At 67.2% G+C, this 14,661-nt stretch carries 9 protein-coding genes and 1 pseudogene; 2 read left to right on the top strand and 8 right to left on the bottom strand.

From position 1 onward, the window contains the following. Nucleotides 1–2,381: 2,381 nt before the first annotated feature. From HH310_RS37345 to rpmH, 8 genes and pseudogenes are all read right to left on the bottom strand, one after another. Nucleotides 2,382–3,395 (bottom strand): ParB/RepB/Spo0J family partition protein, encoded by a 1,014-nt coding sequence (locus HH310_RS37345; protein WP_169180462.1) that lies wholly within the window; start codon nt 3,393–3,395, stop codon nt 2,382–2,384. Beyond that, nucleotides 3,392–4,300, bottom strand: a pseudogene (locus HH310_RS37340) (ParA family protein); the annotation flags it as partial. The pseudogene HH310_RS37340 and the gene HH310_RS37345, both read right to left, overlap by 4 nt. Before the next feature lie 2,385 nt (nt 4,301–6,685). Further along, nucleotides 6,686–7,609: a 16S rRNA (guanine(527)-N(7))-methyltransferase RsmG gene (gene rsmG, locus HH310_RS37335; RefSeq protein ID WP_211193104.1), complete on the bottom strand. Its 924-nt coding sequence runs from the start codon at nt 7,607–7,609 to the stop codon at nt 6,686–6,688. Then, nucleotides 7,609–8,208 carry a R3H domain-containing nucleic acid-binding protein gene (locus HH310_RS37330; RefSeq protein ID WP_169180460.1) on the bottom strand — a complete coding sequence of 200 codons (600 nt, stop codon included), beginning with the start codon at nt 8,206–8,208 and terminating at the stop codon, nt 7,609–7,611. Before HH310_RS37330 ends, rsmG begins: the two co-directional genes overlap by 1 nt. A 96-nt stretch (nt 8,209–8,304) precedes the next feature. After that, a complete protein-coding gene (gene yidC, locus HH310_RS37325) occupies nt 8,305–9,333 on the bottom strand; it encodes a membrane protein insertase YidC (protein ID WP_169180459.1) in 1,029 nt (342 codons plus the stop codon). A gap of 1 nt (nt 9,334) precedes the next feature. After that, the gene (yidD, locus tag HH310_RS37320) at nt 9,335–9,592 is read right to left on the bottom strand and encodes a membrane protein insertion efficiency factor YidD (RefSeq protein ID WP_169180458.1); all 258 of its coding nucleotides are present in this window, start codon (nt 9,590–9,592) and stop codon (nt 9,335–9,337) included. Continuing rightward, nucleotides 9,589–9,894: a ribonuclease P protein component gene (gene rnpA / locus HH310_RS37315; RefSeq protein ID WP_312034574.1), complete on the bottom strand. Its 306-nt coding sequence runs from the start codon at nt 9,892–9,894 to the stop codon at nt 9,589–9,591. Before rnpA ends, yidD begins: the two co-directional genes overlap by 4 nt. An 87-nt stretch (nt 9,895–9,981) precedes the next feature. Further along, nucleotides 9,982–10,119: a 50S ribosomal protein L34 gene (rpmH, locus tag HH310_RS37310; protein ID WP_169180456.1), complete on the bottom strand. Its 138-nt coding sequence runs from the start codon at nt 10,117–10,119 to the stop codon at nt 9,982–9,984. 575 nt (nt 10,120–10,694) lie between these two features. Between rpmH and dnaA the strand changes: the two genes are divergently transcribed. Both dnaA and dnaN read left to right on the top strand, forming a co-directional pair. Then, a complete protein-coding gene (gene dnaA, locus HH310_RS37305) occupies nt 10,695–12,413 on the top strand; it encodes a chromosomal replication initiator protein DnaA (RefSeq protein WP_169180455.1) in 1,719 nt (572 codons plus the stop codon). Between the two features lie 1,100 nt (nt 12,414–13,513). Beyond that, on the top strand, nt 13,514–14,647 hold the full coding sequence (gene dnaN, locus HH310_RS37300) for a DNA polymerase III subunit beta (protein ID WP_169180454.1): 1,134 nt from the start codon (nt 13,514–13,516) through the stop codon (nt 14,645–14,647). The last annotated feature ends 14 nt before the right edge of the window (nt 14,648–14,661 follow it).

Genomic DNA, 14,661 nt, shown 5'->3' with positions numbered 1-14,661 from the left:
CCGGCTCCCGGCTCCCGGCTCCCGGCTCCCGGCTCCCGGCTCCCGGCTCCCGGCTCCCGGCTCCGAGAGAGTCTAAGGTCCCCGGACTTCGTTTCACGTGAAACAGAGGGATGACGACGACCTCCTAAGTGCCGGAGTGCAAGTGATCGAGATGAGGAAACCTGATCTCTATTACTCGACACTCAGGCGGTTTGAACCGGCGCCGGCTTCTCCGATCCGTGCCATATCTATCGGAGCGATGTCCCGCGCGCCGTGGGGACGTCGCACGGAGACTGTGCGCGCCCACATGATTTGGGTAGCCGGCGAATCCGACTAGAACGCCGTCTAGCGTGTTGGTCCTCTGCCCCGTCGGCCCGCTCCGGGCAGCGAGCGCATCGGGACGGGGAGGCGGAGAAGCGAAGGGGGTCGAAGAGTCCGCCTCGTCCGTCCAGGACAGGAGTGGCGCGCTCGCGTGGCGTGCTGCTCGCATTGGCCCTTCGTCCCGTCCGACTTTGGCTGTCCCAGTTGTTTCACGTGAAACATGCAATATCCAACGTCCGGCCGGCCCGGCCCGGGGTATCTCGGCGGTGATACCGCGAACGATCGACCGCGGCCACACCTCGCTTGCAACAGGACCGCCCGTGTCCGACGCTAGGTTGACGGCGACCGGAGGACCAACCAGCCATACCCGGTCTCACAGCGAGCGGCCTTCCCCTGGTCGACCAGCCGGCCGTAGCCCTGGAGTACGTCTGATCGGAGAGTGGGTCGTCTGGTCCGGCCCCGAGCACCTCACGGGCGGATGGTGCCGAGCTTTGTCGTCGCCGCTGTCGTTTCACGTGAAACGACAGCGGCGACGATCAAACAGAGTGGTGGTGGCGACGCTGAGACCCGCCCACTCGTAAAGGTCGTCGACCACCTAGCGACCCAGACATGTCGCCGGATCGAGAAAGCTGGCCTGCGACCGTCAGACCGCGCTGCTTCTGTCTGTCTGCATGCGGGCACCACGGCGTTCAGCGCGGTCCGCCGATCTCGGCACCACAGCTTTCAGCCGGGCTAGCCATCATTGACAACCTCCGGCTCCGCTGCGGATGCGCCGAGATGAAACGTGTCCCCCGCCTTGGTCCTCGTCAGCGAACCGCGCTGGCTACGGATTGGACGTCCTCGCAGTATGGAAGAGTTCGGCCCGGTGCCCCCGACCCGGAGCTGGAGGTCGTCAGGGAGGCGACGCTACTCCGGACCTCGGGCGCCTGGCCGGAGGCACCGTCTATCAGGGCTCAGTGGAAGCCCGTCGGACCTCGGTGCCGAATTCGAGTCGCCCACGGATCGGCAGCTCGACAGCGAGGTGTGGAATCACCTGCCTGTCGCGTCCTGGCTGACCAAGCGAGTAGCCGTGGTCGTAGCACCCCGCCCGGCCGCAGCGCTACATCGCATTTAGTTCGGTGCGATGCCATCTGCATGCTCGGGTCAAAGCGGCAGGACCGAGAACATCCGCTCGTCGTTTTCGCCAGCGTCCGAAGCCAAGCCAAAGCATGGTTGGCGCTGCACGAGACGAAATCTCGCACCGCGGTGCTTAGTGCTCTCCGCCGAGATCATCTCACCTAGACGTCATGTTGGCGTGCGGTCCGCCGGATGCCTCTCGATGTCAAGCACGACCGAGGCGTTAAGCTCTCCGATCCGGCGTCCGAGCATCGTAGAAGCGGCTCAGCTAAAGGAGGGGCCGAGGGTCCTCGCTTAGAACTCGAGTTCTGCCCGTAGTCCGGCCCGCGCTGGGCTCGACGGATCTTGAAGTGCACACAGATCAGCTGCGGCTCATCCACGGACCCAAAGCTGACCACGCCCCGCCGAACGCACGGGGTGCCGCACGCACTGCGCGCCCGAGGCCGGCGTTCGTCAGCTGCGCCCGAAGAACCAAATCAGGATCGACGCTCCGGCGCACAGGACGCGAGCCAGCAACGCATCACCTCACGACGACTCGATCAGCGAGGACACGTCAGTCCCGCTCGCCGATGCTCAGTTCGTTCAAGGACGATGCCGGCTAGGCATCCGGCCCCCTACATGAAAGTTCGTCAGCGCCAAGGCCGCGTCATGCGCCGCACGTTCGTTCGTTGCGCATCGACCTTGAACCGGATCTCGCCGCCGAGGTCCAACCACAACCGCTTACGCACCGGTTTTCAGCCGAGCCACCCCTTAAGAAACGCAAAGAAATTCATCAGACCAACGTCCATACAGAGCAACCTTGCTACGTCATCCCCATAATTGGGGCATTTCCGGCGTCGAAAACGGGGCGGAGATCCCAAAGCGACCTCACCGAAATCCCAGGAGAATGGCTCTGACAGAACTCTGGTGAACGCAAAAGGCACGTGCCGAACCGACGGCACGTGCCTCAAGGCAGCAGACGTGAGCTACTCTCCGCTTCCGCTGCCTTCCTCCTCCACACCGATCATGCCGACGATCCGCTCCAGATCATCGACCGTTGCGAACTCGATCGTGATCTTGCCTTTGCTGCGGCCGATGTCGACTTTTACGCGGGTGTCGAAACGGTCGGAGAGTCGCTCCGCCAGATCGTTCAATGCCGGCGCGTGCACCTTCGCGCGTCGGCTCGGTGCCGCCTTCTTCGCTGGGCCGTCCGGGACCGTGAGCTGAACGAGTTCCTCGGTGGCTCGCACCGAAAGCCCTTCGGCGACGATCCGCAATGCGAGCTTCTCCTGCGCCTCGCCGTCGTCGAGTCCGAGCAACGCCCGCGCGTGCCCGGCCGACAAAACACCGGCGGCGACCCGTCGCTGCACCGGTGCCGGCAGGTTCAGCAAACGGATCGTGTTGGAGATCTGCGGGCGACTGCGTCCGATGCGTTTGGCGAGCTCCTCGTGCGTAGCCCCGAATTCGTCCAGCAATTGCTGGTACGCCGCCGCCTCTTCCAACGGATTCAGGTTCGCGCGGTGGATATTCTCGAGCAGCGCGTCCCGCAGCATCGCGTCGTCGCGCGTTTCGCGAACGATCGCGGGAATGGTGTCCCGCCCCACGGCCTGCGCCGCCCGCCAGCGCCGCTCGCCCATGACCAGCTCGTAGCGACCATCTTCGATCTCGCGTACGACAATCGGCTGAAGAAAACCGACCTCCTGGATGGAGGTCTTCAGCTCGTCGAGCGCTTCCTCGTCGAAGACGTGCCGCGGCTGCTTGGTGTTAGGACTGATCGAGTCGACCGGCAGCTCCGCGAACCGCGCACCCGGCACCGGCGCAAGATCAGTGGCGACCGGGGCCGGCGTCGGAGCGGGCGCGGCGACGATGTGCGCCGCAGGCTCGGCGGCCGGCGGCGGCGGTGAGGCCCCCGCCCCCGGAGAGGACGGTTCGACGGCGGGTGCCGTCGGAATCAGCGCGCCCAGGCCGCGGCCCAGGCCGCCCCGTGGACGGTTCTTCATGCCGTTCCTCCCGTGTTGACGCCACGCATCGCGATCTCCAGAGCTGCCTCGAAGTAGCTGGTGGCGCCCCTTGAACCCGGATCGTAGGTCATCACGGACTGGCCGTAGCTCGGAGCCTCCGACACCCGCACGTTGCGGGGGATGACGGCGTTGAGCACCTTGGTCCCGAAGTGATTGCGTACGTCCTGCTCGACCGCGTCAGCCAGCCGCGTGCGCCGGTCGTACATCGTCAGCAGAATCGTGGACACGTCGAGCGTCGGGTTCAGGTGTTGGCGTACCAAATTGATGTTGTTGATGAGCTGGTTGAGGCCCTCCAGCGCGTAGTACTCGCACTGAATCGGGATCAACACCTCCTGCGCCGCGCACAGAGCGTTGACCGTCAGCAGGCCGAGCGACGGCGGGCAGTCGATGAAGACGTAGTCGAACTTCTCGGGGTGAGCGTTGATCGCGCGAGCCAGTCGCGACTCACGAGCGACCACGGAGACCAGTTCGATCTCGGCGCCGGCCAGGTCGATCGTGGCGGGGACGCAGTACAGGTTCGGAATGCCCTCGACGGGCTGCGCCACCTCGGAAAGCGGCACGTTGTCGATGAGGCAGTCGTAAACGTCGGGGACGCCCGCGTGGTGCGGCACGTTGAGGCCGGTCGAAGCGTTGCCCTGCGGGTCGAGATCGACGACAAGCACCCGGTTGCCGTGCAGCGCCAATGCCACTGCCAGGTTCACCGTCGTGGTTGTCTTGCCGACGCCGCCCTTCTGGTTCGCGACGCAGAGCACTCTCGGGTGGTCCGGACGCGGCATGGTGATCTCGCCGCTCGGGTTGAGGATCTGCACAGCTCGCAACGCTTCCATGGCAAGTGGCGGATCGTCCTCAACCTGGCCCGGCGTTTCACGTGAAACATGCTCGTCTGGCGCATACGTGGGGGCACCGGAGCTGGGCGCGATGGATCCGTCCACGCTCGGCGCGATCGACCCGCCGGAAGTAGGCGCAATTGACCCGCTGGAGGGGCCGCCGCCAGACGGTCCACCCGACCCGCCAGACGGCGTGGGCGCCACGGATCCACCGGACGTCGGTGCCATGGGCCCACCGGAGGTCGGCGAAACCGGCGCTGCCGAGACCGGAACCGGCGACGACGCCACGGCAGGCGGCCCCGAACGAGGCGCCGGCGCAGGCTGCCGATGGTCATCGGGCCCAGGCGGAATCGGGGTGCCGTAAACCTGCCCGGAAGAGGCCTGCGGCAGGTAGCCGCTGCCTATCCGCGGCGCAGGAACGCCTTGATCATCGGTGTCGTATACGCCACTCGCCCCGCCGACACCCGTCCCCGACGCTCGGCCAGGGCCAAGAGACGACTCGGTTTCACGTGAAACACCGTACTCATGCACCGTTTTATCCCTGTTAGTGAGGAACGGATTGCTCGGCGACGGGCACGCTCCGGCATCAGAAGACGGACGCACATTACCGACGCCCGGCAAGCCTACGGCCGTCGGGCGAGGCTCGCCATGGGCCTCCGCCCAATAAGGCGAGTGCAACGTAGACAGATCATCATCGGCGGGCTTCGCAAACACCATCACGCCCGGAACAAGCCGCAAATCGGCCCCTGAGGTGGTTACAACCTCTGAGTCGTATTCGTCCGCCGATGTCGCATCGCCTCCACAGGCTTCGCCAGCCTCATCTCTGGCATCAGCGCCCAGCGGCGAGATCGCTCTCTCTTCCCCATTTCCCGTACGCCGGGAGGACCCCACCGACCGCACCATCCCCGTTGGCGGGTCCTGTGGAAGGGCAGACCCCGCTGGCTCATTTGGTAGAGGCGTCGAGCCCGTCGGCGAGTCTTGGGGGAGCATCGAACCCGTCGGCGAGCCTGGGGAGAGCATCGAGCCCGTCGGCGAGTCTTGGGAGAGCGTCGAACCCGCTAGCGCGTCTCGCGTGCGGGGCGACCCCGTTGGCGGGTCTTGCGCGGCAGCCGACTCGTTCGGGCTACGACGCCCGCGCGGACTGGGTCGGCCGTGAGGCACCTCCCGATCTTGCATGACTGGAGATGCCACATCCCGCAGCTCAACAGCGCGGTGCGGCTGCTCAGGCCGGACTGGGACCAGCCGCTCGGACGTCCCTCCCTGCAATTCGGATGGGGCAGCGCAGGTCCCGCCGGCCTCGCGGGCACCGCCAGCCGCACCGCCCTCGATCGGCGAGCCGTCGAACGCACTCGACAGGCAGACAGACTCTTCTGTAGGCGCGGGCGGGCCACCGGACTCGGTCCCTGCGATCGCCGCGTTGACGGGCTCACCTCGGACACCCAGCGGGACGGCGTATTCGTCCCCAGTGCCTGACGTATCGGCAGCCACTCTCGAAGGAGCGGCCCCACCTGTGCGGGACCCGACCGGGTAGTCCGGTTTCGATCCCTCGTCTTTTGCCCGATCGCCTCCATCGAGGTCACCCGGCGGGGCACCTCTCACATCGATGTTTTGCGAGTGCCGTCCCGGTCGTGCGTGATCACCGAACCCGAGGTTATCGGGGCCGTCCTTCTCCGCATTTCTGGCGCTCTCCGAGTCGTCGGGCATCCTGATCGCAAAGGCCACATCCTCGATCAATTGCTCGGCGCCAGCGTCTGCCGCGCCCAGCTCGGGTGCGCCCATCGACGTCGAGATCGGCGCGGCGGAGGTAACGGACCGTAGATCTCTCCGCGCCTCCGGAGAGCGTCGCACGAGCGACATCACCCGTCTCCGGACACCGCCGAACAACCCCGCTGAGCGCGTCGATCCCTCGGCAGGGGAGGCGCGGTCCCAGTCGGCCTCGGACGGAGACAGGCGCGGGCCAGCCACTTGCGGGACAGCTTGTAATCCAGGTTCCCGCGGCGCACTCTCGCGAGTCCCGCCTTCCAGCTCACTGTCGTGACTGGCACGCTCTCGCGCACCGTCCCGACCGACAATCTCTCGCGCACCACCCCGGCCGGCACGCTCCGGCCCACCGTCTCGGCCGGCACGCTCCGGCCCACCATCCCGGCCGGCACGCTCCCGCGCACCGCCTCGGCCGGCACGCTCCGGCCCATCATCACGACGTGGACGCTGACGTCCAGCGCCACCCGTCGCCTCCCGCTGAGACCCCGCCGCACCGGAGGAGGATTTCCGCGACCCACCGGGACCGTGAGGGCCCTTCTCCGCCCCTGCCTGATCGCGACCAGCGCCACCAGGCTCAGGCCTCCCGCCGGCGCCACCTGGCGAAGGCCGATCGGGCCCTGGGGAGGCCAGGTCGGGACGCTTGGCCTTAGCTTGTCGCTTTCGTGCGCCCCGCCTGGACATTTATCCCCTTCGCGTGCTCCCTCGCCCGGAGCCGCGGCCGCCGGCGCCGCGTCCCGAGCCGGCCGTCCGGGTGGACGGCTTCGGCTTCGACGGCACGACGTCACGGTCCTTGACGATCTCGACGACCGTCGTGGGCGGGTCGATCAGGCCCTCGCCGCAGAGGCGAAGCACCGGATCACCGCCGCCCAGCCGGTGCAGAGCCGCCCGGTGCTCGGCCACCTCGTCGGCGGCCGAGGCGCCCTTGAGCGCCAGCAGCCGTCCGCCGGTGCGAGCCAACGGGAGGCACCAGCCGGCGAGCCGGTCGAGCGGGGCGACCGCCCGCGCGGTGACGACGTCGGCGCCGGCGGGGGGTCCGTCGACGACGTCCTCGGCGCGGCCCCGGACGACCGTGACGGTCGCGTCGAGGCCTAGGGCGGTCACCGCTTCCGACAGGAACGCGGTCCGTCGTGCCAGCGGCTCGACCAGCGTGATGCTGAGATCCGGACGTGCCACTGCCAGCACGATACCGGGCAAACCGGCACCGGACCCGACGTCTACGACAGAAGCTCCCTTAGGTACCAAAGGGGATATAACAGCGCAGTTGATCAGATGGCGTTCCCAGATTCGGGGAGCTTCCCGTGGGCCGATCAGCCCACGCACCACGCCGTCGGTGACGAGCAGCCGCGCATAAGCCACCGCCACGGAGAACCGATCCCCGAAGACCTGCCGAGCAACCGCACCAAGCTCGCCCACCGGCTCCGCAAGGTCGGGTGAAGGAGGAGCCCCAGGAGCAGCAGCCCCGGAAACAGAAGCCGCCGACGAAGAAACCGAACCAACCCGCCGTCCGGGAAACGCGATCGCACGACGCGGCCGGAAAGACGACGGCCCGGGCGATTTCTCACCCGGGCCGGTCTCACCCGCGCCATAGCGTGGGTCATCCGTCATCAGTCGGCCACACGCACCACGATGCGCCGGTTGGGCTCGACACCCTCCGACTCGCTCTCCACCCCGGAGATCGCGTTCACCACGTCGTGCACACACTTGCGCTCGAACGCCGACATGGGCTCGAGGCGTACGGGATCGCCGTGTTCCTTGACCTTTTCCACCGCGTTGCGGGCGACCGCGGCGAGTTCCTTGCGGCGGGTCGCACGGTAGCCGCCGATGTCGAGCAGCAGGCGGCTCGGCGAGCCGGTGGCCCGGAAGATCGCCAACCGGGTCAGCTCCTGCAGGGCCTCCAGGGTCGCGCCGCGCTGCCCCACGAGCGGCTGCAGCCGGCCGCCGACCACCTCGACCATCGGGCGGCCCGCCGACACGAGCTCGTCGATGTCGCCGTCGTAGTCGAGGATGTCCAGCAGGCCTTCGACGTAGTCGGCCGCGATCTCGCTCTGCCGGAACAGGTCACTGTCGGAGGCAACGGTCTCCGATTTCTTGGTCTCCTCGGACGACTCGGTCGACGTCGAGACGGCAACCTCACCCGAGGTGGCAGCGTCGTCGGACGAGGACGCGGCGGAGACCGACGAATCGGGCGTGCTGGTGTCGGTCACGTTCTCATCTCCGTACTCACGATGTTCCCCGCGCACGCGGCGCGGGCAGGTCTGAAAGGGGAGCGCCCGAACGCCCTACCAGCGTTCGGGCCGCGATCATCCCTTGGGTTTGCTGGCCGGTCTCGCGCCCTTCTTCGGATTCACCGGTTTGGCGCCGGGCTTGGGCGCCAGCGCCTTGGTGTCCACGACCGGGCGGACCGGCTCTTCCTGCTGCTGCTTGCGGCCGAACAGGCCACCGGTGCGCGCGGGCTGAACCGGGTTCTTCGCCGTGCCGTTGGTGGCGGGCTTGGCGGTGCTCGACGCCGGGCGGGCCGACGAGGTGGTGCGGCCGGCCATCTGCGGTGGCGGGTACTTACGCAGCACCCACTGCTGCTGGGCGAGCGTGAACAAGTTGTTCGTGACCCAGTAGATGATCACACCGATCGGGAAGATCGAGCCGGAGATGAGCAGCGACAGCGGGATGCCGTAGAGCATCAGGCGCTGGATCATCTTCTGCTGCGGGTCCTCGGCCCAGCCGGTCTTGAGGATCATCTGACGGCTGGTCAGGTAGGTCGTGGCCATCATGATGAGGACCAGGACACCCGCGATGATCTTGACCGTGGTGCTGTTCGCGCCGAGCGCGGCCAGCTCGGCCGGCGTGGAACCGAACTTCGAGGCGATCGGCGCGGTGAACAGCGTCGCGTGGGTCGCGTCGTGGAACTGGTCGGCGGTCCACCCGTACAGCGTGGTCTGCTGGTTGTCCGGGTTGAGTCGGCGCAGCGTGTGGAACAGGCCCAGGAAGACCGGGATCTGCAAGACCATCGGAAGGCAGCCCATGAGCGGGTTCGCCTTCTCCGTCTTGTAGAGCTCCATCATTTCTTTCTGGAGCGTCTCCCGGTCACCCTTGTGCTTCGCCTGAAGCTCCTTGACCTTCGGCTGCAGGGCCTGCATCGCGCGCTGGCTCTTGATCTGCTTCACGAAGATCGGGAAGAGGATGATCCGGATGGTCACCACCAGGAACACGATGGCCAGCACCCAGGACCAGTTCGTGCCCAGGAAGCGCCCGCCAAGCCCGATGGCCTCCCACAGGGCGTGCCATTTCAGGAGGATCCACGAAATGGCGAAGTAGATCCAGTCGAGACTCAAATCAGGCTCCAGTCACATCGGCAGGACGGTGACGGATCGGGTCGGGCACTGGGTCGTACCCGCCGGGGTGGAAGGGTTGGCAGCGTAGGAGCCGCCAGACCGTCAGACCCGTCCCTCGCACGGCACCGTGCTTTGCGAACGCCTCTAACGCGTACGCACTGCACGAGGGATAGAACCGACAACGGGCCGGCAGCGCCGGACTCACGTAACGACGGTACGCGACGACCATCGCACTCAGCACACGGGCAACCACGCTCATCGTGGCCGCCGGGGCTTGCGGGCCGCTGCGAGGGCGGCTGCGAGGTCGCCGCCGAGGGTCGCGAAGGACGCCTCAGAGGCCGGGGGAAGAGCCCGGACCACCAGCAGGGAACCGGCCGGAAGATCAGCGAGCAGGGGTCGGACCAGATGGCGGAGCCGGCGGCGGACCTTGTTACGGACCACGGCGTTTCCGATTGCTTTAGATACGACGAAGCCGGCGCGTGCCGTGGAGGCCTGCGCCGGCTCCTCGAGGAACAGATGAACTACGACGGTGCCCCGGCCAGCCCGGCGACCACCACGGATCGCTGCGGCGAATTCCGCGCTACGCCGCAGTCGTTGCGCCGCGGCCAGCACGACTACCTGGACATTCCGGCCTGACAGGCAATCGGCTCAGGCCGAAAGCGTGTCGCGACCCTTGGCGCGGCGGTTGGCAAGAATGGCACGCCCGGCCCGGGTGCGCATGCGCAGCCGGAAGCCGTGGGTCTTGGCACGCCGGCGATTGTTCGGCTGGTAGGTGCGCTTGCTCACGTTAAAACTCCGTCTTCGTACTACATCCAGGGGGCATCAAAGCTGCAAGACGCCACTTTAGCAGAGCGCGGCGGAGCAACCGCTCGACCCTACGCAGGGCCATCGCGCCGGTCAACCATAGCTCGGCGGCGCGCCGACCAACGAACCGTCGAATCCGCCCGTCTACGCGCGTTGTGAAGCTTTTCCCGCCACCGGGCGCTTGCCCGCCGCAACGAGAGTTGATGCTGACGCGACCTCGCTGTTAGCGTGCCCGTTTGCTGGTCATCAGTGCTGTACGCATACCACGACCAATCAGGCAAAACCAGACAAGCAGGTGAATCGTTCGCCACGATGAGCCTGTACAAACCGCGCCGTTTCAGGCTCCGGGAGTCTGCCGACCATCCGGCCGGGGTGCGACCGCCGGCGCCTGCACAGGTTGTGGATAACCTGTGGACAGCCGGTGGCGCCGAACGTGTTCAGCACGTTAAATGTGCTGGGTTAGGGGGAGCCGTCGTTGCCCGCGGGCAGCGACGGGCAGGGCGGTAGAGCCGGACAAAGGTCCACCGGGGGTCGGTGGCGATGGGGGTGGCGCGGCGGTGGCCGATCAGGTCGACCTGAGCGGTGTGTGGAAGGCGACGCTGGACGAACTGGCCGACGAGATCTCGTCGCGTCAGCAGCGCGCCTATCTCCAGCTGACCCAGCTGCGCGCCATCGTGGAGGACACGGCCCTGCTGGCCGTCCCCGACGCCTTCACCCGCGATGTGATCGAGTCCCGGCTGCGGCCGGCGATCACCGAGGCGCTGAGCCGCCGGCTGAACCGTCCGATCCAGGTCGCCGTCACCGTGAAGCCCCCGGAGGACGGCACCGGCCTGCCCGGCACGGTCTACGGAACGCCGATCGAGCCGGCCGCGCCGGACGAGCCGCAGCCCCGGCACTACGCCGACGCGCCACGCCAGCCGGAGCCACCCGCCTACGACCCGTACCCGACCGGCTCCGCGCAACGGTCCGCGGCCCCACCGGCGTACCCGATCGGCGTGCCCGTCGCCCGCGGCGGCCAGGAGCCGCTGTTCGCCGACCTGCCGCCGGCACCCACCGTCCCGGCCCCGGCGCCGCCGGAGATGATCCCGGAGCTCCCGCCGACCAACGACGCCCCGGTGCACCGGATGACCGCCGACACCGCGCAGCGCCCGACCAACCAGCGGCGCGCGGACGACCCCGGCGACAACGGTCCGGGCCGCGCCCCGCTGGACATCCGGCCGTCGAGCAACCCGCGCGGCACGAACGACGGCAACCGGCTCAACCCGAAGTACATGTTCGAGACGTTCGTCATCGGCTCGTCCAACCGATTCGCGCACGCCGCTTCGGTCGCCGTCGCCGAGTCACCCGCGAAGGCGTACAACCCGCTCTTCATCTATGGCAGTTCGGGTCTGGGCAAGACGCATCTGCTGCACGCGATCGGCCACTACGCCACGACGCTGGGCCATGCCCGATCCGTGCGTTACGTCTCCACCGAAGAGTTCACCAACGACTTCATCAACAGCCTGCGCGACGACAAGACCCAGGCGTTCCAGCGGCGCTACCGCGACGTCGACATCCTGCTGATCGACGACATCCAGTTCCTGGAGAACCGCGAGCGCACCCAGGAGGAGTTCTTCCACACCTTCAATACGCTGCACAACGCCAACAAGCAGATCGTCATCAGCTCGGACCGCTCACCGCGCCAGCTGGCCACGCTGGAAGATCGCATGCGCACCCGCTTCGAGTGGGGCCTGCTCGCCGACATCCAGCCGCCCGACCTCGAGACGCGCATCGCGATTCTGCAGAAGAAGGCCGCGCAGGAACGCATGTACGCCCCCGACGACGTGCTCGAATTCATCGCGTCCCGGGTCTCGAACTCGATCCGCGAGCTGGAGGGCGCCCTGATCCGGGTGACCGCGTTCGCGAGTCTCACCCGCTCTCCGGTGCAGCTTGGCCTGGCCGAGGAGGTCCTGCGCGACTTCATGCCGGACGGCGCCGGCCCGGAGATCACCGCCGACCAGATCATGGTGTCCACCGCCGACTACTTCGGCGTCAGCCTCGAGGATCTCCGCGGCCACTCGCGCAGCCGGGTGCTGGTCAACGCACGCCAGGTCGCGATGTACCTCTGCCGCGAACTCACCGATCTCTCGCTCCCGCGCATCGGCCAGGCGTTCGGCGGCCGCGACCACACCACCGTCATGCACGCCGACCGCAAGATCCGTCAGCACATGGCCGAGCGGCGCTCGCTCTACAACCAGATCGCCGAGCTCACCAACCGCATCAAGCAGAACACGTAAAAACGGCCATATAAGAGGTACGAGGCAGCCCAGCCCACAAAAGCACCAGGGCCGCACCCACCTTTGGAGCGCCGGCACCGAGGCACTCCCGCTCCCCACGCCGCTTCCGGCCGGTTCACCACATCCGCACGACGGTTGCCCGCCGCCCGCACCCGCAGCCTGGCACCCGATCGTGGTTTCCGGCAGCCGAACAGTGCGATCCACACCACTTCGGCATCGCCCACAACCGTCCACAGGCCGCCTCCGCGCCACCCACAGGGCCCGCCAGGCGCACCGGCCGCGGTTGTCCACAGCTCACCCGCGCACGGCGTCGAAAGCTCGGTTCTACACAATCCACAGGCGCACGTTTGCCCTGCTCAAGCACACTTCCCCGCGACTTATCCACAGGCTCACAGGGCCGGTTATCCACCGTGATCATGGGTTCAGGACCCGAACCGAGCACTCGTTGGGACGCATACGCAGCGTCGGTTCGTCAACGTTTCGACGACACGGATTCGTGCCAACGTTGTCCACACCAATCCACAGGCATCCACAGGCCTTTATCCACATCGGTGGACAACGTGTCGCGCGACAACCCACAGATGTGGATGAACTCTGTGGAAATCGATGTGGACAATCACCGAGCGTCACGAAGTTGTCCACCGACGATCGAGACCTGTGGAAATCCTGTTGAAGGATCTGGGGACGACGAGGCGGTAGCGTCCCGGCGTTATGCACAGGTCGGGGGACAAACCCCGTGGATATCCGGTGGATAGCCGGTGGACAACGGTGGACAAAGGCCTGCCGCGTCGGAGACTGTGGACGCAGACCCAGGTTTGTACCCCGGTTATCCACCGGTCAGTCACCGGTGGATAACCTCTTGACCTGCACTAACTCGGGTTCTCCACACTATGCACAGCCCCGATGATTACGACGAGAGATTTTTCTTAGACAACAAAAAGAAATCTTCGGCGTTGGGGATTGTGTGGATGGCCGCTCGCGGCTTCCCGCTCCTCCGGCTCAGTTCACAGGCATCGGGGCCGGGGCCGCACCGACTTGCTGGGCGCAATACAGTTCGTGAGGGGTCGCGACCCCCATAGAGAAGCGACGCGGAGGACAGCATGAAGTTCCGGGTGGAGCGAGACTCACTCGCCGACGCCGTGGCATGGACGGCGAAGAGCCTGCCCAGCCGGCCGTCGGTGCCGGTGCTCGCCGGTGTCATGCTCCGAGTGACCGACGGCAGGTTGCAGGTCTCCGGCTTCGACTACGAGGTGTCCAGCCAGGTGACGGTCGAGGTGCAGGCCGACGCGGACGGCGCCGCCTTGGTCTCCGGCCGCCTGCTCGCCGAGATCACCAAGGCGCTCCCGGCCAAGCCGGTCGACATCGCCGCCGTCGGTGCCCATCTCGAGCTGGTCTGCGGCAGCGCCCGTTTCACGCTGCCGACCATGCCGGTGGAGGATTACCCGACGCTGCCCGAGATGCCGTCCAGCGCCGGCACGGTCGACGCGGCCGGGTTCGCCGCCGCCGTCGCGCAGGTCGCCATTGCCGCCGGGCGCGACGAGACGCTGCCGATGATGACCGGCGTGCGCATCGAGCTCAACGGGTCGAACATCGCGATGCTCGCGACCGACCGATACCGGCTCGCCATGCGCGAGATGGAGTGGACCCCCGACGACCCGGAGATCAGCCTGAACGCGCTGGTTCCGGCAAAGACGCTGAACGACACTGCCAAGACCCTCGGACCGCTCGGCGGCTCGGTCACCCTCGCGCTCGCCCAGGGCAACGCCGGCGAGGGCATGATCGGCTTCGCCGGTGGCACCCGGCGGACGACGAGCCGGCTGCTCGACGGGGCGAACTACCCGCCGGTCCGCTCGCTGTTCCCGGCCAGCCACAACGCCGAGGCCCGGGTGGCCGTGGCGGCGCTCGTCGAGGTGGTCCGCCGCGTCGCGCTGGTCGCCGAGCGCACCACCCCGGTGCTGCTGAGCTTCAGCGAGGACGGCCTGGTGGTCGAGGCCGGTGGGACGGAAGAGGCGCGGGCCAGCGAGGCGATGGAGGCTGCCTTCACGGGCGAGCCGTTGACCATCGGCTTCAACCCGCAGTACCTGATCGACGGACTGCAGAACCTGGGTTCACCCAATGCCCTGTTGTCGTTCGTCGACGCTTTCAAACCTGCTGTGATCTCCCCCGCAGCCGAAAACGGCGAAATCGTGCCCGGATACCGCTATCTGATCATGCCGATCCGGGTAACGCGCTGATACTGAGCGTGAGA

Source organism: Actinoplanes sp. TBRC 11911 (assembly GCF_012933445.1).
Taxonomy (GTDB): domain Bacteria; phylum Actinomycetota; class Actinomycetes; order Mycobacteriales; family Micromonosporaceae; genus Actinoplanes.
This window is presented reverse-complemented; position numbering and strand designations above follow the sequence as displayed.